At 54.8% G+C, this 24,150-nt stretch carries 24 protein-coding genes; 16 read left to right on the top strand and 8 right to left on the bottom strand.

The genetic code is table 11. The annotated features are described in order from the left end of the window. The first annotated feature begins 27 nt into the window (after positions 1 to 27). The 3 genes from N0M98_RS08240 (at position 28) to N0M98_RS08230 (ending at position 4,148) form a co-directional block, all read left to right on the top strand. The gene (locus N0M98_RS08240) at positions 28 to 1,650 is read left to right on the top strand and encodes a stalk domain-containing protein (RefSeq protein WP_249864884.1); all 1,623 of its coding nucleotides are present in this window, start codon (positions 28 to 30) and stop codon (positions 1,648 to 1,650) included. Between the two features lie 110 nt (positions 1,651 to 1,760). Then, positions 1,761 to 2,504, top strand: coding sequence for an HD-GYP domain-containing protein (locus N0M98_RS08235; RefSeq protein ID WP_249864883.1), 744 nt, complete (start codon positions 1,761 to 1,763; stop codon positions 2,502 to 2,504). A gap of 201 nt (positions 2,505 to 2,705) precedes the next feature. Then, complete coding sequence (locus N0M98_RS08230; RefSeq protein WP_259617513.1) at positions 2,706 to 4,148, top strand: L,D-transpeptidase family protein; 1,443 nt, start codon at positions 2,706 to 2,708, stop codon at positions 4,146 to 4,148. 98 nt (positions 4,149 to 4,246) lie between these two features. Here N0M98_RS08230 and N0M98_RS08225 read toward each other — a convergent pair whose 3' ends face one another. Next, positions 4,247 to 4,384 (bottom strand): hypothetical protein, encoded by a 138-nt coding sequence (locus N0M98_RS08225; RefSeq protein WP_249864881.1) that lies wholly within the window; start codon positions 4,382 to 4,384, stop codon positions 4,247 to 4,249. Positions 4,385 to 4,543: 159 nt separating this feature from the next. On the opposite strand from N0M98_RS08225, the gene N0M98_RS08220 reads away from it, so the two are divergent. From N0M98_RS08220 to N0M98_RS08210, 3 genes are read left to right on the top strand one after another with little or no spacing between them, the layout of a single operon-like run. Beyond that, entirely contained in the window at positions 4,544 to 5,644 is a 1,101-nt protein-coding gene (locus tag N0M98_RS08220; RefSeq protein WP_249864880.1) for a quinone-dependent dihydroorotate dehydrogenase, read from the top strand. A gap of 18 nt (positions 5,645 to 5,662) precedes the next feature. Continuing rightward, positions 5,663 to 6,472: a GTP diphosphokinase gene (gene yjbM / locus N0M98_RS08215; protein WP_249864879.1), complete on the top strand. Its 810-nt coding sequence runs from the start codon at positions 5,663 to 5,665 to the stop codon at positions 6,470 to 6,472. A 28-nt stretch (positions 6,473 to 6,500) separates the two neighbouring features. Beyond that, positions 6,501 to 6,929, top strand: coding sequence for a DUF309 domain-containing protein (locus N0M98_RS08210; protein WP_249864878.1), 429 nt, complete (start codon positions 6,501 to 6,503; stop codon positions 6,927 to 6,929). A gap of 465 nt (positions 6,930 to 7,394) precedes the next feature. Here the strand turns inward: N0M98_RS08210 and N0M98_RS08205 are convergent, their stop codons facing one another. Then, entirely contained in the window at positions 7,395 to 7,904 is a 510-nt protein-coding gene (locus N0M98_RS08205; protein ID WP_249864877.1) for a thioredoxin family protein, read from the bottom strand. 136 nt (positions 7,905 to 8,040) lie between these two features. Here N0M98_RS08205 and N0M98_RS08200 point away from each other — a divergent pair, with 136 nt between their 5' ends. From N0M98_RS08200 to N0M98_RS08185, 4 genes are read left to right on the top strand one after another with little or no spacing between them, the layout of a single operon-like run. Further along, entirely contained in the window at positions 8,041 to 9,675 is a 1,635-nt protein-coding gene (locus N0M98_RS08200) for a hypothetical protein (protein ID WP_259617512.1), read from the top strand. Positions 9,676 to 9,711: 36 nt separating this feature from the next. Further along, the gene (locus N0M98_RS08195; protein WP_249864875.1) at positions 9,712 to 11,232 is read left to right on the top strand and encodes an RsmB/NOP family class I SAM-dependent RNA methyltransferase; all 1,521 of its coding nucleotides are present in this window, start codon (positions 9,712 to 9,714) and stop codon (positions 11,230 to 11,232) included. Positions 11,233 to 11,234: 2 nt separating this feature from the next. After that, the gene (locus N0M98_RS08190) at positions 11,235 to 11,990 is read left to right on the top strand and encodes a pseudouridine synthase (protein ID WP_249864874.1); all 756 of its coding nucleotides are present in this window, start codon (positions 11,235 to 11,237) and stop codon (positions 11,988 to 11,990) included. A 38-nt stretch (positions 11,991 to 12,028) separates the two neighbouring features. Then, positions 12,029 to 12,832, top strand: a complete 804-nt coding sequence (locus N0M98_RS08185) for a Cof-type HAD-IIB family hydrolase (protein ID WP_249864873.1) — start codon at positions 12,029 to 12,031, stop codon at positions 12,830 to 12,832. Positions 12,833 to 13,119: 287 nt separating this feature from the next. On the opposite strand, the gene N0M98_RS33840 is transcribed toward N0M98_RS08185, so the two are convergent. Continuing rightward, positions 13,120 to 13,212, bottom strand: coding sequence for a YjcZ family sporulation protein (locus N0M98_RS33840; RefSeq protein WP_249864872.1), 93 nt, complete (start codon positions 13,210 to 13,212; stop codon positions 13,120 to 13,122). A gap of 285 nt (positions 13,213 to 13,497) precedes the next feature. On the opposite strand from N0M98_RS33840, the gene N0M98_RS08175 reads away from it, so the two are divergent. After that, positions 13,498 to 14,589, top strand: coding sequence for a hypothetical protein (locus N0M98_RS08175; protein WP_259617511.1), 1,092 nt, complete (start codon positions 13,498 to 13,500; stop codon positions 14,587 to 14,589). Positions 14,590 to 14,788: 199 nt separating this feature from the next. On the opposite strand, the gene N0M98_RS08170 is transcribed toward N0M98_RS08175, so the two are convergent. Then, positions 14,789 to 16,177, bottom strand: a complete 1,389-nt coding sequence (locus N0M98_RS08170; protein WP_259617510.1) for an RsmF rRNA methyltransferase first C-terminal domain-containing protein — start codon at positions 16,175 to 16,177, stop codon at positions 14,789 to 14,791. A gap of 244 nt (positions 16,178 to 16,421) precedes the next feature. On the opposite strand from N0M98_RS08170, the gene queD reads away from it, so the two are divergent. From queD to queC, 3 genes are read left to right on the top strand one after another with little or no spacing between them, the layout of a single operon-like run. Further along, the gene (gene queD / locus N0M98_RS08165; protein WP_249864869.1) at positions 16,422 to 16,898 is read left to right on the top strand and encodes a 6-carboxytetrahydropterin synthase QueD; all 477 of its coding nucleotides are present in this window, start codon (positions 16,422 to 16,424) and stop codon (positions 16,896 to 16,898) included. Positions 16,899 to 16,915: 17 nt separating this feature from the next. After that, the gene (locus N0M98_RS08160; protein ID WP_249866251.1) at positions 16,916 to 17,575 is read left to right on the top strand and encodes a 7-carboxy-7-deazaguanine synthase QueE; all 660 of its coding nucleotides are present in this window, start codon (positions 16,916 to 16,918) and stop codon (positions 17,573 to 17,575) included. A 50-nt stretch (positions 17,576 to 17,625) separates the two neighbouring features. Then, positions 17,626 to 18,333, top strand: a complete 708-nt coding sequence (gene queC, locus N0M98_RS08155; protein ID WP_249864868.1) for a 7-cyano-7-deazaguanine synthase QueC — start codon at positions 17,626 to 17,628, stop codon at positions 18,331 to 18,333. Positions 18,334 to 18,488: 155 nt separating this feature from the next. On the opposite strand, the gene N0M98_RS08150 is transcribed toward queC, so the two are convergent. Next, positions 18,489 to 18,914, bottom strand: a complete 426-nt coding sequence (locus N0M98_RS08150; RefSeq protein WP_259617509.1) for a helix-turn-helix domain-containing protein — start codon at positions 18,912 to 18,914, stop codon at positions 18,489 to 18,491. A 172-nt stretch (positions 18,915 to 19,086) separates the two neighbouring features. Between N0M98_RS08150 and N0M98_RS08145 the strand changes: the two genes are divergently transcribed. Then, a complete protein-coding gene (locus tag N0M98_RS08145) occupies positions 19,087 to 19,293 on the top strand; it encodes a helix-turn-helix domain-containing protein (RefSeq protein ID WP_249864866.1) in 207 nt (68 codons plus the stop codon). Between the two features lie 105 nt (positions 19,294 to 19,398). On the opposite strand, the gene N0M98_RS08140 is transcribed toward N0M98_RS08145, so the two are convergent. Further along, complete coding sequence (locus N0M98_RS08140; protein ID WP_249864865.1) at positions 19,399 to 20,541, bottom strand: GGDEF domain-containing protein; 1,143 nt, start codon at positions 20,539 to 20,541, stop codon at positions 19,399 to 19,401. 575 nt (positions 20,542 to 21,116) lie between these two features. Between N0M98_RS08140 and N0M98_RS08135 the strand changes: the two genes are divergently transcribed. After that, the gene (locus N0M98_RS08135; protein ID WP_249864864.1) at positions 21,117 to 22,247 is read left to right on the top strand and encodes a glycosyltransferase family 4 protein; all 1,131 of its coding nucleotides are present in this window, start codon (positions 21,117 to 21,119) and stop codon (positions 22,245 to 22,247) included. 151 nt (positions 22,248 to 22,398) lie between these two features. Here the strand turns inward: N0M98_RS08135 and N0M98_RS08130 are convergent, their stop codons facing one another. Both N0M98_RS08130 and N0M98_RS08125 read right to left on the bottom strand, forming a co-directional pair. Beyond that, positions 22,399 to 23,322 (bottom strand): EamA family transporter, encoded by a 924-nt coding sequence (locus tag N0M98_RS08130; protein WP_259617508.1) that lies wholly within the window; start codon positions 23,320 to 23,322, stop codon positions 22,399 to 22,401. A gap of 26 nt (positions 23,323 to 23,348) precedes the next feature. Continuing rightward, the gene (locus N0M98_RS08125) at positions 23,349 to 24,110 is read right to left on the bottom strand and encodes a glucose 1-dehydrogenase (protein WP_259617507.1); all 762 of its coding nucleotides are present in this window, start codon (positions 24,108 to 24,110) and stop codon (positions 23,349 to 23,351) included. Positions 24,111 to 24,150 lie beyond the last annotated feature (40 nt).

The following is a 24,150-nucleotide window of genomic DNA, read 5'->3' as shown; positions in this document are numbered from 1 at the left end:
TAAGGGTAGAGGGGAACTGGAAAGCTTATGAAGAAAACAGGAAAGCTGTTCGTTTTCGCAGCTATGACGGCATGCTTGCTGGGCGGCGGGACGAGCGCGGGGGCGGCGAATTTTGCGGATGCTCTGCTGAGCAGCGACGGACAGATCATGACGGATGTGACGACTTATTCGGGCAGCGGCGACTTCGGAAGCTATGACGGGCAGCGGCTTGAGTCCACATTCCGCAATCCCGACTCGCTGCTGCCGCTTGGGGACGGCAGCCTGCTCGTTACCGATGCGAGAAATCATATGCTGCGAAGCATTGCAGGCTCAGGCGTCAAGACTTACGCCGGCATGCTGATCGGCCGGGACGACAAGGGCTTGCCTATGGGCGTAAGGCTGGACGGAACGGCGCTTCGCTCGGCCTTTCAGCAGCCTGCGGGGCTTGCCGCCGATGCGGCCGGCAATATATATGTCGCCGATTCGGGCAACAACGCGATCCGCAAGATCGATCCGGCCGGCAGCGTAACGACGCTGGCCGGCAACGGCTTAACCGGCGACAAGGACGGCAAAGGGACGGAAGCGACCTTCAACCATCCGAAGGATGTCGCCGTAGCTCCTGACGGGACGGTCTATGTCGCCGATTCGCTGAATCATGCGATCCGCCGTATTGCCAAGGACGGTCAAGTCACTACCTTGACCGCCGATTCCAAGCGGCCGGTGGAAGTAACTCCGGGGCAAGTCGTATGGGGAGGCGATTATGCGGACGGAGAGATCGCCAAGTCCAAGTTCAACGAGCCTTCCGGTTTGGCTATCGACGGCAAAGGCAATTTGTACATCAGCGATTCGGGCAACCAACGTATTCGCTATATGGATTTTTCCTCCGGTAAAGTGACGACGGTAGCTGGCGGCGGAACCGGATCGGCGGCGACCGGCGGATCGCTGTACGGCAATACCGAATTGTACGTTCCAGGCGACTTTGCCGACGGAGACGCTCAGAAAGCGATGTTCAATTATCCTGCAGGGCTTGCCTTGACGGAAGAAGGCGGCGTTCTTATCGCCGACAGCATGAACCATTCGATCCGTTATTTGCATGGCGGCCAAGTCGTCACGCTGGCGGGAGACGCCGGCAAGCCGACCGGGGAGAACGACGGGATCGACCGTTATGCCCGGTTCTACCGGCCGACGGACGTTGCGGTGACGGCAAGCGGCGACATCTTCATCGCCGATTCGTATAACAACAAGATTCGGAAGCTGAGCTTGTATCAGCTGCCTTCCGACCTGCCTCAGGATGACGGGATCAAGGTCGTGCTGGGCTCTCGGATCATAGCGTTCGAGGCGCCGCCCGAAATCGTCAATGACCGTACGATGGTTCCGGTGCGAGCCATTACGGAGGCGCTCGGCTACAACGTCACTTACCGGGACGAGGATCGCAGCGTGCAGCTTAGCAAGGACGGGACGACCGTCGAATTGTATATCGGCAAGACCGGCATGACGACGACGGAAGCAGGCAAGCCTGCAGCCGTTCATGAAACGGATGCCGCTCCTTACATCGAGCATGATCTGACCTATGTTCCCGTGCGTTTTTTTGCCGAAGAGATCGGCTTGGACGTGCAATGGGATCAAGCGACGCGGACGGTCATTGTCCGGAAAAAGCAGTCGGTGCAATAAGCGTATGAGAAAAGACCTATGATGGCGGAGGGGCTCGAGAGTTCCCTTCACATCATAGGTCTTTTAGATTATGATAAAGGTATGATTGTCATGAACCGGGAGGAGAAACGGTGTCCGACTTACAGCAGCTGCACAGCAAGATCACGGAATTGGAGAAACGCAATAAGGAGCTTTCTCTCATGCTGGAATCAGCCGAGGAGTTACATAAAGGCTTGGCCGCGAAGGACCATCGAGTGTCGATGAGCGTTATTCACTCGCTTATTTTGGCGCTGGATTCGCGCGACCCTTATACGGCCGGACATTCCTCCAGGGTGGCTCTTTATTCGCTATGGATCGCCAAAGAGCTGGGCGTCTCCGGGGAAGACTGCTTTCAGTTTCACCAATCGGCCTTAATGCATGATATCGGCAAGATCGGAGTGCCGGATAAGGTGCTCCTGAAGGCGGACAGTTTGGACGATGAAGAGTTTCTGATCATGAGCTCCCACACGACGATCGGGGCGCGGATCTTGTCCCGGATGGAACCGTACGAGAGAATGCTGCAGGCAACCGAAGTCGCCAAATACCACCATGAGAAAATGGACGGCTCGGGCTATCCGGAGGGGCTTCGCGGAACGGAAATTCCTTTTTTTGCTAGAATTGTCGCCGTTGCTGACGCTTTCGACGCGATGACGACGGACAGACCTTACGCCAAAGGGCGAAGTTACCGCGACGGAGTCGCCGAAGTTATCCGCTGCAAAGGAACGCATTTCGACCCGGAAATGGCGGACGCTTTCGAAGCGGTCATGCGGCGGCGGCATTATTTGGACGGCTTCAGCGGCAGAGAGCTTCCGGAATTCGAAGACGTTCATCCGTAAATGTGTTGCGAGTACAGCTAAAAACGAATGATATAGATGAGCGAGGGAAGCCCGGCGACGTTTAGCCATAAGCGTTATGCCGGGCTTTTGCATGAATCGGAGGAAGCGTTCGCCCGATGTTTTTCCGAAAGCCCTTTAAAACGGCGCCACCGCTGCCGATATTACTGGGAGAAAGCTGGAAAGCGGGAGGGAGGGCCGGAGGTGAAACCGAAGGATCACGATGAACAGCTTCGCCAATTTTTTCAGCACCATCCGTTGGATGATCCGTTATATTTGAAGAAGTACGTCAGGGAGCATCCGCAGAACAAAATGGCCTGGTATTTGCTCGGCCGAGAGTACGACGCGCAGGGCAAGCGGGGCAAGGCGCTGTACTGCTATACGCAGGCCGGCGAAATATACGAGGCCTTCGAGAACCGGACGATTGCGGTTTCTCCCGAATCGGAGCGGTCCTTAACTTTGTGGGAGCGGCGCGGCAAAAGAAACAAGCTGCTCGGCCGATTGAGGCTGGCCGGCCTGACTCTGCTTCTGCTGCTGGGCGTCGTATTCGCACCGCAATGGGGGTCCGAGACCCGGCAGAGTCAGCAAGCCTACACGCTTCCTCCGGATATGACCGCAGATCAAGTGCAACAAACGAAAGTATATTATGTGACCGGCGATAAATCCAAGGAAAGGGTGGGGGCGGCGCTGCAGCAAATGCTGCTGCAGGAGAGATTGAACCGTTACGCCATATTGGCTTACGGCAAGCCGGCGGCAGGCGGCGATTGGATTTCCTGGCTTACGCCTCCGGACATCCTGTTGTCCGTCGCCGCCCGGCAGGACGCTTCCCAGCAGCAAATCGAATATCACGATGCCGAAAGCTGCGGCTGTCAGCCGACGGACCCCGCCAAGCCGCAGGCCGTCTACCGGGCGTGGTCGCAGCAGAGGGAGCAGGAGCTTGTGCTGAATTCCGCTCTTCAGGCATACGAGCGTAAGTATGGCGAGGCTGCGGACAGCTTGGCCGACTTAAGCAGGCCTTATCCGGACAACGTGCTGTCCGGCGCAACCCCGTTCATGGAGCAGCTGTACCAGGAACGCAAAGGGCAAGCGGCGCAAGCGGCCGCGGCATCCGCTCCCGTACTGGCAGATGCGGAAGCTTCCGCTTCGGACGCTTCCTCCGCCGGAGACGAAGGAGTAGGCACAGGCGGGCTCGTCAAGCCGCTTAGCGAGCCGCTCTCCATCGTAGTGGACAAGTCGAATCACCGGCTGGCGCTTGTCAGCGGGCGATTTATCGTACGAATCTATCCTGTCGGTCTCGGAGCCGGCAGGACGCCGGAAGGCACCTTCGAAATATCGGAGAAGGTACGTAATCCGAACGGCAAATCGAACGGCGAATTCGGCAGCCGCGGTATGACCTTATCGGATACGCAGTATGCGATTCACGGGACGAATAAGCCGTCCAGCATCGGCAAGGATCAATCGCTCGGCTGTGTGCGCATGCTGAAGGAGGACATTGAGGAGCTGTTCGCGATGGCGCCGCTAGGAACGCCGGTGACGATCGGCCACGGGCTGCTGCCGACCGAGATCAAGCGAGGGCAGCCGCCGTTCGGCCTGCCGGTATCCAGCGAGGAGACTAATCCGGGGAAGGTGTACAAGTGGCTTGATTGAGCCGACACGGCTTCAAGCCCGTGAAGGGCTGCAACGGCAAAAAGGAGCGTATCTCTTGCGATGAAGAGAAGCGCTCCTTTTTCAATAAATCAGCTGCGTCACTTGTTAAAGACGAGCAACACGGCCATAACCACAATCAGCGCGACGAATATGGAGCCGACCCAGATAATCGCTTTTTTGTTGACGGTTTCTTGCGGTTTGCGCTGCTGCAAATAAGTTGGTTTTTTTCGGTGCATAGAGATCCGCCCTGCCTTTTCATAGATTTAAGCATATTTTATCATAATGGACCCGGTGAAGAACATCATTTTGCATGGCTTGTCCTCTTTATTTTTCCTCGATAAAACGATAAACTGTTCAAGGAGAGCAACTTAAAGAACGGTTAGGGGAGAGCAAGCATGCTTTATAAGAAGATAGCAAAACCGGTGTTATTTCGGATGGACCCCGAAAAAGCCCATCATTTGACGATAGACGGGCTTCATACGGCCAGCCGTTTGCCGGGAGGCAGGGCGCTGCTGCGAGGAATGTATGGAGTCCCTCGATATCCGGAGCTGGAGACGAACCTGTGGGGAATCCGTTTCGGCAATCCGGTGGGCCTTGCGGCAGGGCTCGACAAAAATGCGAAGGCGGTGCAGGGCTTCTCCAGCATCGGCTTCGGCTTCATGGAGGTCGGCACCGTCACGCCCAAGCCGCAGGCCGGCAATGAGCTGCCAAGACTGTTCAGGCTGCCGGAGGATACGGCTCTGATCAACCGTATGGGCTTCAATAACGTCGGGATCGAAACGATGGCCGAGCATCTGCGTCAGACGGGCCGTCGTTCGATACCGCTTGCGATCAATATCGGCAAGAACAAGACGACGCCGAACGAACAGGCGGAGGAAGATTATCGGGCATGCATCCGCGGGCTGTACGCTTACGGAGATTTTTTCGTGGTAAATATCAGCTCTCCGAATACGCCGGATCTGCGTAATCTTCAGCATGGAGACGATTTGTCCAGACTGCTTGCGGCCGTTAAGGACGAGATGGAGCTGCAGCATCGTAAGCACGGGGGAGCGCAGAAGCCGATTCTTGTCAAGATCGCTCCCGATCTGGAGGGCGACGAGATCACCTATATCGTGCGTACGATCGCAGACAGCGGCGTGTCCGGTATTATCGCATCGAATACGACCATATCGCGCGCGGGCTTAACGCATCCTCATAAAGGAGAAGCGGGAGGCTTAAGCGGCAAGCCGTTGACGGAACGTTCCACCAAGCTGATTCATACCGTTTATGCGGCTATGGAAGGGAAGCTTCCTATCATCGGTTCGGGAGGCATATTTACGGCGGAAGACGCATATGCCAAAATTTGCGCCGGAGCGAGTCTGGTTGAAGTATATACGGCATTGATATATGAAGGCCCCGGATTAATCCGGAAGCTGAATGAAGGTTTGCGGGCACTCCTCAGGAAGGACGGCTTCAAGCATATTGCGGAAGCGGTCGGTTCAGCCCACAGAAGGTAAAGGAATGGAGGAACACGGATGGATGGTCTCGACTGGAAAAAATTTTTATTGCCTTACGAGCAGACGGTAGAGGAATTAAAAGTAAAGTTCAAGACGCTGCGCGGCGAATTGAAAAGCCGCGAAGAATATTCTCCGATTGAATTTGTAACGGGACGCGTGAAAAAAATTTCGAGCATTCTGGAAAAGGCCAAACGATTAAACGTGCCGATGGAGCAGCTCGAGACCGGTATCGAGGATATTGCGGGAATCCGCATTATGTGCCAATTCGTCGAAGATATCGAACGGCTGGCCGAACTGATCCGCCAGCGCGAAGATATGACGCTGCTGTACGAGAAAGATTATATTAAAAACAAAAAGCCAAGCGGCTACCGGAGCTACCATATGATTGTAGAATATCCGGTGCAAACCGCGCTCGGGATGAAGCGAGTGCTGGCCGAGGTGCAAATCCGTACGCTTGCGATGAATTTTTGGGCTACGATCGAGCATTCGCTCAATTATAAATACCGGGAAAGCTTGCCGGAGGATGTCATTAAACGGCTTAGCAAGGCGGCGGAAGCCGCATATTTGCTCGATCAGGAAATGAGCAGCATCCGTGAGGAGATCGTCGAATCGCAGCAGCTGTTCGAGGATAAGTCGAATATGGTGTCCCGAGTGCTGAACGGCATTCAGGAGCTGTATTTTTACAGGCGCGTCCGCGAAGCCGCGCAGTTCCAGCTCCGCTTCAACGAGCATTGGGAGACGGATGACATGTGGTTCTTCAAGGAGCTGCTCAGCGACATCGACGAAGCCATCGCCCGGGCGAAAAAAGGGCAGCAGGATGAATCTTGAGCCGGATTGGCCGGGAGGGGGACGACAGATGATCGGGAACAGCTCCTATGATCGGCTCTATGTGGAATTCGTATATTACTTTAACGTCGCGCGGGATTACTTCGAATGCCACGAAGTGATGGAGGAGCTATGGCTGGAAGAAGGCCGGGCTCCTTTGTACCAAGGGCTGCTGCAGGTGGCGGTCGGGTTGTATCATCACCGCAACGGCAATGTAAGCGGAGCGGTCAAGCTGTTTACCGCCGCGCTGGAGAAGCTGGAGCCCCGGCAGAAGGCCGAGGCGGGGATCGATCTCGTCCGGCTGGTCCGGGACAGCCGACTGTATTTGGCGAAGCTGGAGCGGATCGAGGAACAACCGTTCGACTTCTACGATCTGGACATACGCATAACCGACCCGGAGCTGGAGACGATGGTCGAGGCGCTGCGGGAGAACCCTCCCGTACCGGGAGAAGAACACTAGCCGGGTAGGGCAAAACCTTAGACTGACGTGTACTATAAAAAAAGGACCGCTGCCGTGAACTGCACTCCTATTGTTAGACACCGCTAACGATGGGGGAGGTTTACAGGCAGTGAGGTCCTTTTTTACCGTGCGGGAATGTTTGAGCTTATTAAAAGCGTGGTGAAAAAGCGGCCGGGAAGTCGGCGGCGAGTTGGAATAGCGAGTGGGAACTTCAATCATCGCCGGAGGACGCTCCAACGTATCCGTTTAGACAATGGTTTGGCTGCAGGCTGGATTTTTATCGCGAAAATAGCGCTTTCGCGCGCCGCTCCCCATGTATCTTTCTCGGGAACGGGCAAGCGCTCGAACGGTCTGGAAGGGAGCTGCAGTACAGTAGGTGCAGCCCCCGGAACCGAGCATCGAACCGTTTCTAATTGTAACGGACATGGGGGCAGCTCTTCTTTGAAAGGCCGCTGCGGGACCGTTCTATTGGCTCTTATACTTCAAAAGAAACTGTTTATAATCGTCCTGGGAATAGCCCTGTTCTCCGGCTCCGGCCAAACCGCCTTCCATCCGCTCCACTTCCTTGCCGCCCTTGTAATAAATGAGCGTGGGAGTAAATTGGATGCCGTATTTGTCCCAGCCGTCCTTGAACTCTTCCAGGTTAAACTGCTTGATGTCGACGCCCATTTCTTTGGCCATCGGGGCGAGAACGGGGGTTGTCCGTTTGCAGTGAGGGCATGTCGAAGCGAAATAATACAGGAAGAAATTTTCTTTATTGTTCAGCTTCTTATCCAGATCGGCAGGCAATATAATATTTTGGTAATTTGGATCGTCCAGCTGCTTGACTGTTTCGGGATTCAGCTTGTCCGGCGCAATGCCGTATACGTTATTCGCATATTTCCCGTTCTTGGCTTTTGCCGATTGCTGGTTGATCACGTAAAGCGCGCCGAACAGGACGATAATGATGGAAAAATAAATAGCCAGCTTTTTCATAAATACCCTCTTTCCAGTTCAATGTCTGTAATAATCATACATCATAATGGAAGGATTTTCGACAAAAGCGTGGAATAAAACAGTAGGCTTTTTGCAGTGCGTTCACATTATATAGCGGACTAAAGGGGAATGGAATTTGAAGAAATTCGGATTGAGAACGGTGCATCCTTATGTATGGCTTGTTTTAGGGGGGCTGCTGCTGATCGTATTGTTCGCCGCCGTTTATTCGGTCAGTAAGCCGGGCGTCAATCGGGCCACCCAAGTAAGCGCGGCGGAAACGAACGAAGACCGCGTCAAATTATTTCCATCCCCGCCTGCCTATCAAGTATTGGAAGCTTATAAGGAGAAAAATCCGGATTTGCCCGGACATGATTTCGGTCCCCTGCAGCTCGGTAAAGTCAAGCTGAACCGAGGGTTCGCCCTCACGGTCAAAAAAGCGCAAGTGACGAAGCAATATAAAGCGGCGGACGAGCGGCGCATGATCTATTTTATCGAGCGGGAGCTGACCCAGGAAGAGCAAGCCTGGACGCAAATGGATATAGCTGTGGCGGAGCCTTCGAGCGGGCAATACGCCACCCAGACGGTCGGCTATACGTACGGGCCTTCGCCCGAGCCGTTCGAACAATCGACGCTGCTGTGCGGCTTCGTATCCGATGACGAGTTTCTGTATACGACGGTGCTGAACGCGGATCAGGAATGGATTTATCAAGTGAACAAATTTGATCTGAGCCAAAAGACGATTACGCCGGTCATGGAGCTGTTCCGGTACGAACCGCTTCCCGGCAACGGGCCGGCCGTTCCGCCTGTCATTTACAGCGCCGAGCTGACTCCGGATAAGCAGCATTTGTTCGTCCGCGACAGTTTGAACGGGATTGCCAATTATAACCTTATTACGGGAAAAATGCAGCGTCTTATCGGAGGTTCAAACGAGCTTCGCGCGGGAGAACATTTCGAGACGATCGGAACCAGCGGCATCGCTCTATTCGGGGCGAACCGCTATCAAAGCGATATATATTGGATCGATATGAACGCGGGGACGGTGAAACAGCCGTTTGTTCAGGAGAAAGGCTATGTCGATCCGGGAACAGATGCAAAAGGGAAAGAGATGTATTATAATTTTACCTACGATCGCGCTCCCGAGCAAATAATGCAGGGAGACAACCGGACGCTGCTGCTCTCAAGCGGCGTACAGTTGGTCGATCTTCAAGGGAACTTGCTGAAACGGTTCGCTCTTCCACAAGATTCGAAGGAGAGGCTGGAATTCGGAGGGTACAGCGAAAGCAAGAAGAGCGTGCTGCTCCACAAATATATCATGGCGACCGGCAGCAAAGGCCAGCCGTATAAAAAGACGGTGAGCTGGCTGATCGGCGACATGACCACCGGAAACATGACCGTACTAAACAAGGTTGACGTTCCGGACGGCTGGGACAAGAACGATATCGTTTTTGGAAAAATATGTATCGAACCGCTCTCTCCGGTCAACGAGGAGCAGGTGTTCGTTAATGTTGCCGATAACAGCTATTATATGAGCCGCTGGAAAACGAAACAGGTCGATCTGCGGCAGGAGGAGGACGTAGTGACCTTCGTCGACGAGCCGAGCAAGAGGGTGTTTGTCAGCTCGTTCACGCGGCCGGATCTCCTTGTTGCAGCGTTCAGCTATAAGAAATATAATTGGGACAATCAGGACTTCAGCTGGTTGGACGGTCATTGGATGGCGCGTCATCAATCGCAGACGGACGGGGATAAAATTTTCTTTTTTCAAGTTAACTAGAAATTGAGCATATTTGCGGAAAGTTGGACATCGAGTATGGGCAGCAGCTTGCCTGAGGCATTCGTAACAAAGATGGAACGGTTATTGGGAACGGAGTTTCCCGCATTTCTCGCTTCGTACGAGGATACGCGGTGGTACGGACTTCGGGTCAATACATTGAAATGCAGCGTACCGGAATTTCAGGGGATGACGTCGCTTAAGCTGGACCCGATCCCCTGGGCTTCGACAGGATATTATTATCGCGAGGAAGACAGACCCGGCAAGCATCCTTATTACCACGCCGGATTGTACTATATTCAGGAGCCAAGCGCGATGGCACCCGTAGAGCTGTTGGACGTTCGTCCCGGCGAGCGGGTGCTCGATTTATGTGCGGCGCCCGGAGGCAAATCGACGCAGATTGCCGCCAAACTGGCCGGGGAAGGCGTGCTGGTCACTAACGACATTCATCCCGACAGAGTTAAGGCGCTGGTCAAAAATATCGAGCTCAGCGGCGCCCGAAATGCGGTTATTTTGAACGAAAGGCCGGAGCGACTGGAAGAGGCGTTTCAAGGCTTTTTCGATAAAATATTGATCGACGCGCCATGCTCCGGCGAGGGCATGTTCCGCAAGGAAGAGGAGATGGCCAAATCGTGGCAGCCCGCCTGGGTGGACCGCTATGCGGGAATGCAGCGGGATTTGCTGAAGCAGGGGGCGGCGATGCTGCGCCCAGGCGGACGATTGGTCTATTCGACCTGCACGTTTTCCCCGGAGGAGAACGAGCTGATGATCGCCGAGTTTCTAGGGGCGCATCCTGAGTTTCAGGTAGTTCCGGTTCTGATGCGGCATGGGTTTCAGCCGGGCAATCCAAGCTGGGTCGACATCACGGAGGTCAGTTCTATGCAAGCTGCGGCGGCCGCTCAGCAGCTGCAGGGAGCGGCGCGGCTGTGGCCGCATCAGCTTAGCGGCGAAGGGCATTTCGTCGCCGTATTGGAGCATCGCATCGGCCGGGCGGCGCCCTCGAAGCAAAGCGTCTTCCCGTCGCTAATGACCGCAGCGAGCGGAGGCAAGGATAAGGCGAAATCGAGGAGCAAGGAGCGTTACGGCTGGGAGCGAGGGCTGACGCGCAGGCAGCCGGTACTGGATTTGCAGCCGTTTTACGAGTTTATGCGGCAAATGGCCCCGGGCGTACCGGTGGACTCTATTTCCCTGCACGGAGAGCACATCTATGTAACCCCGCAAGGGCTGCCCGACTTAAGCGGAATCCGCGTCATTCGCCCGGGCTGGTATATGGGGAGCCTGAAGAAGCAGCGGTTTGAGCCGGCTCATGCGCTGGCGATGGGGCTGCGACTGCAGGAGACCAGCCGGTTCATCTCGCTGTCCTCCGATGATCCGGCCGTCGTACGCTATTTGAAAGGGGAGACGCTGGAGATGCCGGAAGAGAGGGTGCAGCTGGCAAACGGAATGGAGAAGAAAAAAGGCTATTGTCTCGTCGGTGTGGACGGTTATCCGATCGGCTGGGGCAAGTGGCTGGACGGCATGCTGAAAAACGATTATCCCCCAGGCTGGAGGTGGACTTAAGATTGAAGCAGTCAATGAGGCTTGATAAGCTGTTGGCCCATACGGGCTACGGTTCGAGAAGCGAGATCAAGGCGCTAGTCAAACACGGAGCCGTCCGGCTCAACGGCAAGCCGGTGAAAGACAGCGGCGTCCAAGTAAATCCGGAGCGGGATCAGGTTACGGTGAACGGCGAAACGGTGCAGTATCGCGAATTTATTTATTTAATGCTAAACAAGCCGCAGGGGGTCATATCTGCGACCGAAGATGCGAGAGAACGCACGGTGCTGGATTTGCTGGACGAGCAGTACAGCCATTTTGCCCCGTTTCCCGTAGGAAGGCTGGATAAAGATACGGAAGGGCTGCTTCTGCTCACCAACGACGGCAAGCTTGCCCATCAGCTGCTGTCGCCGCGCAAGCATGTTCCAAAAACGTATTTCGCCGAGGTGGAAGGGGCCGTCACGGAAGAGGACGGCGAGTCGTTCCGTGAAGGGGTGACTTTGGATGACGGATACGTCACGATGCCCGGTCGGTTGACCATCTTACGTCAGGGCGATCCGGCCGCGGGAATCGTATCCAAGATCGAGTTGACGATTATGGAAGGGAAGTTCCATCAGGTGAAAAGAATGTTCCAGGCCGTCGGCAAACGGGTCGTTTTTCTCAAACGGATTTCGATGGGACCCCTGCTGCTGGACGAGTATTTATTGCCCGGGGAATACCGGGAATTGACGCAGGAAGAACTGCTCCAGCTGCAGCGGGCCGGCATCGGCGAGAATGCCTGAACAAAGGCTTGCAAAAAATGACAGAGGAGCGGATGCCAATGAATTATTCACTGATTGCGCTTGATATAGACGGAACGCTGCTGAACGATGATCATGAAATTTCCGGGCCTACCTGCAGCGCGCTGCAGAAAGTCCAGGCGGAAGGAACGCGCATCGTGCTATGTACGGGAAGAGGACCGGGAAGCGCCATTCCCGTTCTGGAACGGCTTGGGATGAGCGGCGTGCTGATCACGCATAACGGCGCGGCTACGGTGCGTGCGCCCGGACGCGAGGTGCTGCATGAAGAAGGTTTTTCCATTGCGGAGATAACCGAACTCGTCCGCTACTGCCGCGACAGCGGCGTTCATTTTGACGTCAATACGGCTCTGGACATGTATGTGGAGAAGCTGGGAGCGGAGGCGCAGGAGATGTACGAGCAGTTCCTCGTCCGTCCGCATGTGATTGAGGACGTCTTGTCGCTCGAAGACAGAGTCGTGAAGTTCACCGTATTCGGCTCGTCCGAGGCGATGGACCGCATGGAAGCGGAATTGCCGGGAGGCTTCGTCCCTGCCGGGCTTCGCTATATTCGGAGCGGCGCCTATTTCATCGATTTTATGAGCGGCAAAGCGTCCAAAGGAAAGGCTCTCCGAAAGCTGGCGGAGGATTGGGATATACCGAGAGAGCGGATCATGGCGATGGGTAACTACTTTAACGACATCGAGATGCTCGAGTTCGCGGGACTAGGCATTGCTATGGAGAACTCTCCCGAAGCTGTGAAGCAGGCGGCGGACGCCATGACCGCTTCGAATAACGAGGACGGCGTTTATCAAGCTCTGCTGACCTACGGGGCGGTACGACAGTAACGTTTGTTTTCGTTGATGCAAGAAAAATACCGGCGCATTTTATGAAAATGCACCGGTATTTTTGTGCTGGCATAGGAAATGTGCGTGGCCGTTTCCTGCGGGCACCGGGGTTTCCCCGTAACGTTGTCCGCTTCCGGGGGTGGTTCGTCATCCAAAGTATAGATAATCAGGGCGCGGGTGCAGAGGAAGGCAGCGATTCCCTGAATTAGCTTCATTCGCGTATGCGCATAATGCGTTTTCTTTGGTTGCTCGAGGCTAAACCCCGGCATGTTGAGTGGCTAGGGGAATTACAACCAGCCAGCGCGGGTTACAATGACCAACAGGATGAACAATACTAAAATCACACCAGTGCTTGTGTAGAATCCTCCAACTCCGGACATGCTGATTCCTCCCATTTGTTAATTTACCGATAGAGCAAGACGTTTGCAGCGGTTGTTGTTGGAGTGCGGCTGTGTCTTTGTCTGTGCGCTGTTCTTGTTATCGGTTTACTTTATTATATGGCAAATGACTTCATTTGCTTGGACTCCTGTCTATTGAGGCGAGAGCAATCTGGAGAAGTACCGCGTTTTTCACCGCTGGATATATTTTGGGCTTCCTTGGGACACGCTAACAAAGAATGACCCGAAGCGCTGTACTATGAATAGTTTCATTGGAGGCGAGCACAAATGGATGTTATGCTAAGACCCGATTTGAGAACGGCTGGCGGCGAAGTGAACGATATTCTATGGAATGGGCAGTTTGTGGGCAGCATGACTCTGGTGTACCGCGAGTCCGACCGCCTATGCGGAGCGATCCAATTGGAACAAGCGATGCTTCCTCCGCATGCGAAAGCTGAGGTGATCTCCTGTCTGCAGCAGCATGTGCAAGCTTTGATCGATGCGATGGGGATTATATCCTGCGACGTGCTGGTTACTTATAGCGAATACGACCGCGTCATCGCTACGGACCGTTTGGAATCCTCCGCGGACAATGTAGAGGAGGATTTGGATTACGATTCATGGAACGATTACGACCGGCTGGAGGATGAAAATCCTGCGGATCTGGATGAATACACATTGGAAGCGGAAGACGGCGCAGCATCCTGGGATGGCTCCGTGCAAGAGGAGCTGATCTCCGAGGACGAAGCGGACGCTTATTACGAGCTGACCGTCGTCAGCGAATCGCGCAATAAGGTGAAGTACCATATTTACGACGAGGAGCAGGAGCTGGTTGCCGAATGCGATGCGCACATCAGCGGCCGGGAAGTAAGCGGAAGCGTTCGTTGGATGCTTGAGCCGGAAGAGGATGAGATCGAAGCGGTCGCGGATTTGCTGGTCAGCGATTTTGACGAAGACGAGGTGGATTCCTTCGTCCTCCATATGGAATGGGATCATGATATTATCGAAACGATCGAGCTGACGCATGAGGATTTGCTTGACGCTGCGGATGAGCCGGATTGGGAATTTGCCGAAATGGACCAAGACGATTATTCCATCGTTTTGGCGCGAGATGACGGTGACATGCTGACCTACGAAATTTACCAGCAATCTCACGGCGGGTTGCCGATTGGGACGGCGACGATCGATATAAGCCAGCGGCAGGTGACCGGATTTATCGATTTTCGCGAACCGGGCGATGCCGACGATAGGGAATATATCGTCGCTTTGCTGATGCAGGAGCTCGATAAGGAAAAAGATTTTGAAACCTTCAATGTGACGATGCTGTTCCAAAATCAGCCGTTTGAAGAAATGCTGTTCGAAAACGAACAAGTTCATTAATAAAAACATGAAAAACACTCCTTCTTCTTGAAAACGAAGCCAAGACAGCCGCATTCGGCAGCAGGCTTGCAGCTTAAGAGGACGGAGTGTTTTTTTGGCGTTTGGCTTCAAGCGGCCGATCTGCAGACTTTCCGCCTTCGGCTCGATTCAGTCCGAAGGCGGAAAGCTTTCATGGCGGCGCTGTCCGCGCTGACGCCGTTTAAGCGCTGCTGCCGAGCCTCCTCAGCCCCTTCGGCAGATGGTTCTTCGCTTGGCCCCCGCTCTGCTTGGCCCAGCCGAGGGCGAACCCGTCCGCCGCCACCAGCGCCCAGCCGCTGGCCGTAGGGTCCGCATCGATCGTTTCCCCGCGCAGGAAACGATCGACTTCGGGGCTGTCGGCGGCGAAGTCCAGCGTCTGCCGCGCGGCTCCCCGCGGCAGAGCCAACGCCAGCGCATGCGAAGGCTCGATGCGCCCTTTCTTCACCTCGGCCAGATGCAGGCCGGGCCGGTGCACTTTCAGTCCGTTCAAATAGCCGGGATTGAACGGACAGCCAGCGGCATGCGGCAGCCAATACAGCTGCCCGCCGAACAGGACGGCTTCTCCCGGAGGGAGCTCGAAGCCGGGAAGCGCCTCCGCGGCGAACGCCGCAAACAGCCGCATCGCCTCCTCCTCGGGGCGATGCGAGGCTCGTTTGCCGGCGGTCTTGGCGCCGCGGGCAGGGGTTGCCTTGGCGGCGGCGAGGGAAGCCGCCCCCAAGGCCGCATCGCCGCCTTTGCGCAGCAAGGCGACGAAATGCCCTTCGCCCGCGCTGCGGTGCGGCCAGATGCGTTCGGTTCGCAGCAGCTCGAACGCGGGGTAGCGCCGCAGCAGCTCGGCGACGTTGTCCTCGTTCTCCGCCTTATTGAACGTGCACGTCGAATAGGCCAGCAGGCCGCCCGGCTTCAGCATCGTAACGGCGGCCTGCAAAATATCCCATTGCCGGGAGGCGCACATGCGCACATGCTCCGGAGACCACTCGCTGACGGCGTCGGGGTCCTTGCGGAACATTCCTTCGCCGGAGCAAGGAGCGTCGACCATTATTTTGTCAAAAAATTGCGGGAACCGCTCGGCCAGCGGATCGGGCGCCATCTGCGTGACGACGGCGTTGGTGATGCCCATGCGTTCGATATTTTCAGATAATATTTTGGCGCGGGCGGGGTGAATTTCATTGGATATGAGCAGACCTTGCCCTTGCAGCATGCCGGCGATCTGCGTCGATTTGCCGCCGGGAGCGGCGGCCAGATCGAGCACGACATCGCCGGGCCGGGGCGCAAGCAGCGCTGCGGCGGACATTGCCGAAGGCTCCTGAATATAATACAATCCGGCCGCATGGTACGGATGCTTGCCGGGCTTGGACGCTTCATCGTAATAGTAGCCGGTTTCGCACCAGGGCACCGGCGTCAGGCCGAATCGCTTCGTCAGCTCGCTTAAGCTATCCGGGGTTATTTTATCCGGGCGGATTCGCAATCCTTGGGTTCGTCGCTCGCCGTAACTGTCGAGGAAAGCTTCGGCTTCCCCGCCGAGCTGTTCTTTCATTTGCCGTATATAGGCGTCGGGAAGTTGAATCATCTTGCTTTCATTGCTCCTTCTCGGTTCCTTTGTCGTCATTCATTTATTATACAAGTTTCTCCGTATTGTGAGAAGTGAACCCGCCGTGATATAATTGTCGGTGGTTTTTGGAGAAGGATGTAATCAATTTCCTGGGAATAACCGGGGGCAACCCGAAAGTATAAGGAATAGGCTTCATAGAACCGGCGTCGCTTTTGGGGGATTTATTTCCTTTAGGGGATTGTTCAGGAAGGTGGAATCATGAATGGAATATGAAATTCCTGCGAAAGTTCAAGTGTTTGGAGAGGATATTCAGGAGCATCAGCTGAAATATCACGACAGGGAAGTCCTTGTTTCCAAGGAGTTTACGTTTGACAGCGCCCATCATTTGCATTGCTACGAAGGCAAATGCAAAAGTCTTCACGGGCATACGTACAAGCTGCAGGTGATCATGCGCGGCAAAACGGATCATCGCGGCATCACGATAGATTTTGGCGACATGAAGCGGATTGCCAAGGAACGGATTATCGACCGGCTGGACCACCGGTATTTGAATGAAGCGCTGCCTCCGATGAATACGACGGCGGAGAATATGGTCGTCTGGATGTACGAGCAGTTGGCGGACGGGCTTCGATCCGAAGGACTGTATCCGGCGGTCAGACTGGCGGAAGTGAGACTGTGGGAGACGCCGACGAGCTATGCGGCCGTCACTTCGGAGATGATGGGAGATGCGGCAAGGTGAGTGAAATCAAAATACCGATGGTCGAAATTTTCGAAACGGTCGAGGGAGAAGGAACCCGCGCCGGATTTCCGACGATCTTCGTGCGGCTGTTCGGCTGCAACCTGCGCTGCAGTTGGTGCGATACGAAATACAGCTATCCTCCGGAGGAAGCGGGCAGCGTGATGACAATCGGCGATATCATGCGGCAGGTGCGGACTTACCGCTCTACCCATCTATGTCTGACCGGGGGAGAACCGTTGCTGTACGGAGAGAAATCAGCTGCGCTGATCGAGGCGCTGCTAGAGATCGAAACCTTGACCGACCTGCATGTCGAGACGAACGGAGCCGTCGATCTGGCAATGTTCATGGAGCGGATCGATTCGCCCAAAGTACGCTACATCATGGATTACAAGCTCCCGGATTCCGGGGAATCGGAGGCGATGATCACTTCCAATTTCGCGCTGCTGCGCGAACAGGACGAGCTGAAATTCGTCATCGGCAGCGACCGCGACTTCGCCGAGTCCGTGCGGGTGCTGGAACGTTATCCGACCCGTGCGCTGCCGCTGTTCAGTCCGGTCTGGGAGACGATGCCGCCGGCCAAGCTGGTGCAGTTGATGCTGGATCACGGATTGTCACAGGTGAAGCTGAATATGCAGCTGCACAAAATCATATGGGACCCGGCGATGCGCGGGGTATAGTTCGAATTTCAAGAGATGAATGAAAGTTAAAATAAAGGTGTGAAACGGAAATGACAACAGAGCAAACGAAACGAGCGGTCATCATTTTAAGCGGGGGATTGGACAGTACGACATGTATGGGGCTCGCGAAGGAGCAGGGCTACGAGCTGTTCCCGATCACGTTCGACTACGGCCAACGGCATAAGGTAGAGCTGGAGAATGCCCGCCAGGTCGCCGCATATTACGGCGTGGCGGATCGCCACAAAGTGATCTCGCTCGGTTTCCTGAAGGATTTCGGGGGCAGCGCGCTCACCGACGAGACGATAGCGGTGCCGGATATGACCAAGCCTCAGGAGGAGGCGGACTCCGAAATTCCGGTGACGTACGTGCCGGGACGCAACCTGCTGTTTCTGTCCATCGCCACTTCTTATGCGGAAGTAACGGGGGCGGAGGCCGTGTACATCGGCGTGAACGCGCTGGATTACAGCGGCTATCCCGACTGCCGTCCGGAGTTTATTCAGAAGGTGCAGGAAGTGATGGAGCTCGCCACCCGTGTCGGCGTCGAAGGAAAGCCGCTGCGCATCGCAACGCCGCTCGGTCAGTGGAGCAAAGCGGAGATTATTCGTCAGGGCATGCGCCTGAACGTGCCTTATCATTTGACGACGTCCTGCTATAACGGCGAGGCGGAAGCATGCGGGGTTTGCGACAGCTGCAGGCTGCGCCTCAAAGGCTTTGCGGAAGCCGGAGAGACGGACCCTATTGCATACAAGCAGGTTTAAACCAGGTTCATCTGGAAAGTTAAAAGAAAATCCCGCATTCCGGGCCGCTCCTTGATGGAGTACCGGGAAAAGCGGGATTTTTTTGTGCCGTTCGGTTCGTTATCGCTCGGAAGAACTTGCCGCGGAATGGCTCCTTGCAGCCCGGGGGGATGCCGTCATTCCGGCCCCGGTTCGCCGTTATCGCCGGATTCGCCCGCTGCTTCTTCAAGCCGCTTCTTATCCCGCCAGAACAGCGCGGTAAGCATCCGTTCAATCCATTCCTTGTCCTGTTCGCTCAAATGAATGCCGTCGAAGATCAGCTCGTTCTCGCGCAATAAGCGGCGTAGATTGACCAACGGTTTGGAAACGTTATCGCTTCGCGGGACGTTGGCTTCGAGATAGCCCGCAATTTCCATCAATTCCGAATAGGGAGTGTTCAGCCCTTCAGACAGTTTCATCAGCACGTCCGGCGAAGGGACGCCGCGATTGCCGTTCTCCAGCTGAGAAATATACGCTGCGGAAACGCCTGAACGATCGGCCAATTCCCTGATGGTAAAGCCTTTCAATTTGCGCATATCGCGCAACTGCTCGTAAAAGTTCATCCGCAACACCCGCATTTTACCAAAAGTAAACAAATGATTAGCTTTATTATAATAACAGTAAACATCTGTAATTTCAACGTTTTACATATAGATACAAAAGTAAACATTTATTATTGCAAAAGTAAAATTAAGTGAGTATAATGAAATCAATGGAGAAAGGGGGAGCTCATGGATGAAGATAAAGACCAATTCGAACGCTTTCGTGAGGGCGAGAATTATTAAGGGGATGTCGCAAAGAGAGCTGGCCAAGCAGTCGGGCCTGAGTCCTTCGTATATCAGTTTGCTTGAACGATCGGTTAAATCGGTCGGGCCGGCAACCGCCAAACGGCTGAGCGATCTGCTCGAACAGCCCTTGGACACTTTATTCGTTATAGAATAGAAGATAGATAGAGCCCGAACCGATCATACTTGTCCGGGCCTGTATTCATCAGACTATTTATCGTGCGGCAGGGTGAAGGGGACTCTCTTCTAATTACGGCAACCGTCAAAAGGCGACCACCTTGTTTTTGCCGCTCGTTTTGGCTTTGTACATCGCTTCGTCCGCTTGCTTGATCAGCTCGTCCGCCGAGATGTTTTTGCTGTAGCGGCTGAAGCCCATGCTTACGGTTACGATGGTTTCGGCCTCCACCCGCGTCCGTATGCGCTCGGCTAGCTCATTCGCATTCACTTCGCTGTCCGTCACGAGAACGACCATCTCCTCGCCTCCGTATCTGCCGCATATGCCGACTTCCTCCGCCTCTTCCTTCACGATTTGCGCCACCTGTTTCAGCACCAGATCGCCCATATGATGTCCCTTCGTGTCATTTAGCTTTTTGAAATTGTCGATGTCGCTGAAAATGACGGAAACGTTAATTTTTTGCGCGATATGCTGCGCCACACGGTTATAGAAGTATTTGCGGTTATACAGCTTCGTTAAGCCGTCCGTAATGGAAGAATGATAAATCGCCTGCATAATTTCGATGATCCTCTCGAAGATGAACAGGAACAAGACAAGATGAAACGCCATCGGAATCAGCTGCTCGAATTTGGTAAGCACGGTCTGGCTATTGCCGAACAAATACATATTCGCCATATGAATCATATGCGAGCAAAAGTATAAGGTCAGCATGACCTGATATTTGCCGTTCTGCCCGATTCGCGGATTGACGAGAAGGAAGCTGACGAAAATGAGCAAAAATAAATACAGATCCATACCGAGCGGCTTCAGCATCGGAATTTGTTCGCCGCCGCCCTGCAGCCAGTCCGGTATAAACCAATATGTAGCCGAGACCGCAATCGTGACGCCAAGGCAGAGCAGGAACACGACGGAATCCTTCCACTTTGTCGGGTTGTAGAGCTGATACATGCCGGTGTTGATCAGCAGAAACGACAGCAGCTTGAGCAGCATCGCCACGAAGTTCGACACATCGCTTTGATCTTGCGTAAACTCAAAAACGGTCAGCTGCACGTACTGCGTCATTAGAATGAGCAGCGACAGCATCAGGGAGAAGTATCCGATTTTTCGGCGGGTCAGGAGCAGGCGGATGGAGACGAGCAGGTTCACCAGCAATATCGATAAAATAATCGTATAAGAGAGGACGGCTCCCAAGGGACCGTTCCATAAGTCGGACAGGGAAAAGGCATTCATAGTCGGCAGGGACCCTCGCATTCAATAAGGAAGATTACCATTCATTATACCAAACATACATTCGATTTTATATAAAAATACATGCGCTTTGACTTCATTTGCGGCGGACTTCTTCATTTATCGGCTGCAAGAGTATAAATGTTGAGAGCTTCCGTACATGGATTCGCGCAATTCGGAGTCAACGCAGTAAAGAGATGCCCTGGAGCATCTCTTCGATAACGGGTTGTTTTATTTTAAGGAGTTGACATACTCGTCAAGCAAATCGACCGAAGATGAGGCCGGTACATATTTCACCTTATTCCCCAGTATCAATCCTAAAATTATCTTTTTCATTAAGAAGCATTTCCTCCGTAAAATGTAATAAAATCCCTTATGTATACGCTAAAAGGTCCGCTATCGTTGCGTTTCACTTTATTTTCAACCGTTTTTTTCATGCGCTTCTTTTGGCGGATACCCTTGTAGTGGCTTTTCAATGCTGATACGATGTAGATAGGATCGTTTGAAAAAACGACCTATCGACTGGACATTTCCTGTGAATGGTTGGAAAAATTAACGGGTCCATCACGGAGGCTATCATGAACATTTTACAAGCATTGTTTTTTCCTCCCGAGCAGCCGGGCGGCGTATCTTCGATGATTCCCTTTATGCTGGAGCGCTTCAACAAACGGGGCTGGGAAATGGAGCTGTTCTCCCTGCCGAAGCGTGTAAGAGGCAAAGGAACGGAGCCGGTACAATTCACAACTTTTGATTGGGAACGCTATGCGGGACATCCTGTCGTGGATAAATACATTCAAACGTATAAAGATTATGTTTGGTGGACGAAGCTGAGGATGAACAAATCGTTCGATCTGATCCATGCCCACCATCCGATTGCCGCACTTGTGATGAAGCAGCTGTACCCGGATAAGCCGGTGCTGATGACCGTTCACTCCAGTTATGAGCGCGAGCTTATATTGAACGGCAAAATCAAGGAGAGCGGCCCCGAGCACAAATTTTTGACCTCGATCTATAGAGAGCTTGAAGCACGGATGGATCAGCTTTTAACCGTCTCCAATTCCTTCAAGCAATACTTGGCGGAATATGTGCAAGAACCCGAGAGGATCGGGGTGATTCCGAACGGCTTCGATGAGAAGCGGTTTCGGCCGGTGGCTCACGAGAACAAAATACCGCAGCTGATTACGGTATGCCGTCTCGTGCCGGCCAAAGGGCTCGATACGCTGCTGCTCGCCTGCGCCGAGCTGAAGAAGAAGGGCATTCCCTTCGTTCTGCATCTGATCGGCGACGGCCCGATTCGGCCGGAGCTGGAGCAAATGGCGATCGAATTGAATATTTACGAGGAAATCATTTTTTACGGGTATATGCTGCATCCGGAGGATTTCATGCCGTTCTTCGACGTGTTTGTGCTGCCGTCCCGGGCCGAGGCATTCGGTTCGGTATTCGCCGAAGCCGCGCTGTGCGGCTTGGCGCTGATCGGCACGAATGTGGGCGGCATTCCCGAGCAAATCGAGCATGGGCATAACGGGCTTCTTGTGCCCGTAGGGGATGTGGCTTCGTTGACAAGCGCCTTGGAGAAGGTGAGCAGCGATCGCATTTACCGGTATAACCTGGGGCGCGTTGCCTGGGATAAAGCGCGAAAATCGTATTCGATGACGCGGGTCGTGCAGCAGCTGAAGAACGTCTACCGGCCCTATCGGCGGACGGAATAGTCAGGCAAGAGGCGGGAGAGCGGGAAGCCGACGTTATCCGATTGCGGCGAATCCGCTCCGCCTCCGTCCCGGCCGCCCGGCTTCGCCGGCCCGTAACACGAAAAAAACTTCAACTCCGCTGCCGGGAAGTTGAAGTTTTTTTTCGTGCGCATTAGGCCGCTAAGCGCAGTATAATAATGCCGATCAGCGCGCAGGTAAGGCCGCCGGCTTCCAGCTTGGTGAATCGTTCTTTCAGGACGAAACGGGCATACAGCAGGACGAAGACGACGTTCATGGCAATGACGACGGATACGAGGCCGGTGACGCCGAGCTTGAACGCAGGCATGACGAGCATCATGCCGGAGATGTTGGTCAGGCCGACGACCATGCCCCACAGCAGCGTCCGGGGAGCCGTCCATGCGGCCGGAGACGCCTTGCCGGCTGCCGCTTCGGCGACGGACTGCCGAACCTCGGAGGAGGCCGCGGCAATCGCCCGGGCGGCGGCAAGCTTGCGCCTGCCCGCATACCAAGCGGCGCCGAACAGCACCGTTCCGGTCACGTACATCAGCATCAGCGTAGGGAGCGTCTCCGCTCCCAGCATGGTCGCCTTCTTCGAAGACAAATCGGTGATGCCGAAAGCGATCATCGTCAGTGCTCCCCAGCCCGCTCCTTGCAGGTTGCGCAGCGAGATGTCGTTCGAGTAGCGGATCATCAAAATGCCGAGCACGATGACGGCAAACGAGCAGGTTTGCCACATATTCAGCCGCTCTCCCCAGAGCAAATAAGCCAGAGTCACGACGACGACAGGGGGGAGGCCGGTAAACATGGCGATGACCGACGCTCTGCCGACGGCAAAGCCCCGGTACATTGACGCGTTGGAGATGAACGAGAACAGTCCCATCCATACGCCGACCCAGCAGCCCGGGCTCCACGGCTGCCGGACGAATGCGTTCACGGCAAACGCTATGATCGTGCCGGATAAGTAGACGCCGAGCAGCAGCAGATTACGGTCGATCGGCCGCTGCGACGTCCATTGATACAATATGCCTCTTAGGCCGAAGCAAACGGCCGAAGCGGCTGCAAACACAAACCACATGGATGAACAAGCTCCTTGCTGAAGTATTATTCCTCGTAGATCATCTTGACGGTCATGCCGCCGTCGATGACGAGATTTTGCCCGGTAATGAAGCCGGCATACTCGCCGGTCAAATATAAGCACGCCGCGGCGATATCCTCCGGCGTGCCGACTCTCCCGACCGGATGCTGCAGCCGGTCGCGTTCGCTGTGCACGGGCTGCTTGCGGCGGGACAGCTTCTGCCAATCGGCCGTTTCGATCCAGCCCGGACTGACGGCGTTGACGCGGATGCCGTAGCGGCCCAGGCTGACGGCCATCGCATGGGTCAGCGCCAGCAGACCGCCCTTGGAGGCTGAATAGGCTTCCGTATCCGCCTCCGACATCAGCGCCCGCGTCGAGGCCATATTCACGATGCAGCCGCCGCCCTGGCGTTTCATTGCAGCGGCAGCCTGCTGCGAGCAGAGGAAGGCGCCGCGGAGGTTCACGCCGATCACTTCGTCGAACAGCTCCACGGGAAGCTCCAGCATCGAACCGCTGCGGCCGATCCCCGCGTTGTTCACGAGCACGTCGATTCGCCCGAGCTCCGAGAGCGTGACCTGCATCCAGCGGGCGACCTCCTGCTCCTTGGCGACATTGACGCACATGAACAGCGACTTGCCGCCGGCTTCGTGAATTTCCTTGACGAGTTCAAGGCCGGCTTCCTTGTCGATGTCCGCTATCGACACTTCGTAGCCCGCCTTGGCAAAGGCGAGGGAGACGGCTTTGCCGATGCCCTGCGCGCCGCCGGTAACCGCTGCAACTTTGTTCATTCCGCAACCTCCTTTTTGTGAAACCCATTGCTTTTTCTAG

This window comes from Paenibacillus doosanensis (genome assembly GCF_025060755.1).
Lineage (GTDB): Bacteria > Bacillota > Bacilli > Paenibacillales > NBRC-103111 > Paenibacillus_S > Paenibacillus_S doosanensis.
The sequence above is the reverse complement of the archived record's forward strand: the minus strand, read 5'-3'. Positions and strand labels throughout refer to the sequence as shown.

What these genes read in the sequence shown, in the direction of transcription:
- queC (WP_249864868.1), top strand. Translation starts at nt 17,626, where the DNA reads ATGACAACAGAGCAAACGAAACGAGCGGTCATCATTTTAAGCGGGGGA.
- N0M98_RS08205 (WP_249864877.1), bottom strand. Translation starts at nt 7,904, where the DNA reads ATGAAAAAGCTGGCTATTTATTTTTCCATCATTATCGTCCTGTTCGGC.
- N0M98_RS33840 (WP_249864872.1), bottom strand. Translation starts at nt 13,212, where the DNA reads ATGTCCGGAGTTGGAGGATTCTACACAAGCACTGGTGTGATTTTAGTA.
- queD (WP_249864869.1), top strand. Translation starts at nt 16,422, where the DNA reads ATGGAATATGAAATTCCTGCGAAAGTTCAAGTGTTTGGAGAGGATATT.
- N0M98_RS08130 (WP_259617508.1), bottom strand. Translation starts at nt 23,322, where the DNA reads ATGTGGTTTGTGTTTGCAGCCGCTTCGGCCGTTTGCTTCGGCCTAAGA.
- N0M98_RS08160 (WP_249866251.1), top strand. Translation starts at nt 16,916, where the DNA reads ATGGTCGAAATTTTCGAAACGGTCGAGGGAGAAGGAACCCGCGCCGGA.
- N0M98_RS08150 (WP_259617509.1), bottom strand. Translation starts at nt 18,914, where the DNA reads ATGAACTTTTACGAGCAGTTGCGCGATATGCGCAAATTGAAAGGCTTT.
- yjbM (WP_249864879.1), top strand. Translation starts at nt 5,663, where the DNA reads ATGGATGGTCTCGACTGGAAAAAATTTTTATTGCCTTACGAGCAGACG.
- N0M98_RS08220 (WP_249864880.1), top strand. Translation starts at nt 4,544, where the DNA reads ATGCTTTATAAGAAGATAGCAAAACCGGTGTTATTTCGGATGGACCCC.
- N0M98_RS08135 (WP_249864864.1), top strand. Translation starts at nt 21,117, where the DNA reads ATGAACATTTTACAAGCATTGTTTTTTCCTCCCGAGCAGCCGGGCGGC.
- N0M98_RS08225 (WP_249864881.1), bottom strand. Translation starts at nt 4,384, where the DNA reads ATGCACCGAAAAAAACCAACTTATTTGCAGCAGCGCAAACCGCAAGAA.
- N0M98_RS08175 (WP_259617511.1), top strand. Translation starts at nt 13,498, where the DNA reads ATGGATGTTATGCTAAGACCCGATTTGAGAACGGCTGGCGGCGAAGTG.
- N0M98_RS08195 (WP_249864875.1), top strand. Translation starts at nt 9,712, where the DNA reads ATGGGCAGCAGCTTGCCTGAGGCATTCGTAACAAAGATGGAACGGTTA.
- N0M98_RS08140 (WP_249864865.1), bottom strand. Translation starts at nt 20,541, where the DNA reads ATGAATGCCTTTTCCCTGTCCGACTTATGGAACGGTCCCTTGGGAGCC.
- N0M98_RS08185 (WP_249864873.1), top strand. Translation starts at nt 12,029, where the DNA reads ATGAATTATTCACTGATTGCGCTTGATATAGACGGAACGCTGCTGAAC.
- N0M98_RS08210 (WP_249864878.1), top strand. Translation starts at nt 6,501, where the DNA reads ATGATCGGGAACAGCTCCTATGATCGGCTCTATGTGGAATTCGTATAT.
- N0M98_RS08170 (WP_259617510.1), bottom strand. Translation starts at nt 16,177, where the DNA reads ATGATTCAACTTCCCGACGCCTATATACGGCAAATGAAAGAACAGCTC.
- N0M98_RS08145 (WP_249864866.1), top strand. Translation starts at nt 19,087, where the DNA reads ATGAAGATAAAGACCAATTCGAACGCTTTCGTGAGGGCGAGAATTATT.
- N0M98_RS08125 (WP_259617507.1), bottom strand. Translation starts at nt 24,110, where the DNA reads ATGAACAAAGTTGCAGCGGTTACCGGCGGCGCGCAGGGCATCGGCAAA.
- N0M98_RS08240 (WP_249864884.1), top strand. Translation starts at nt 28, where the DNA reads ATGAAGAAAACAGGAAAGCTGTTCGTTTTCGCAGCTATGACGGCATGC.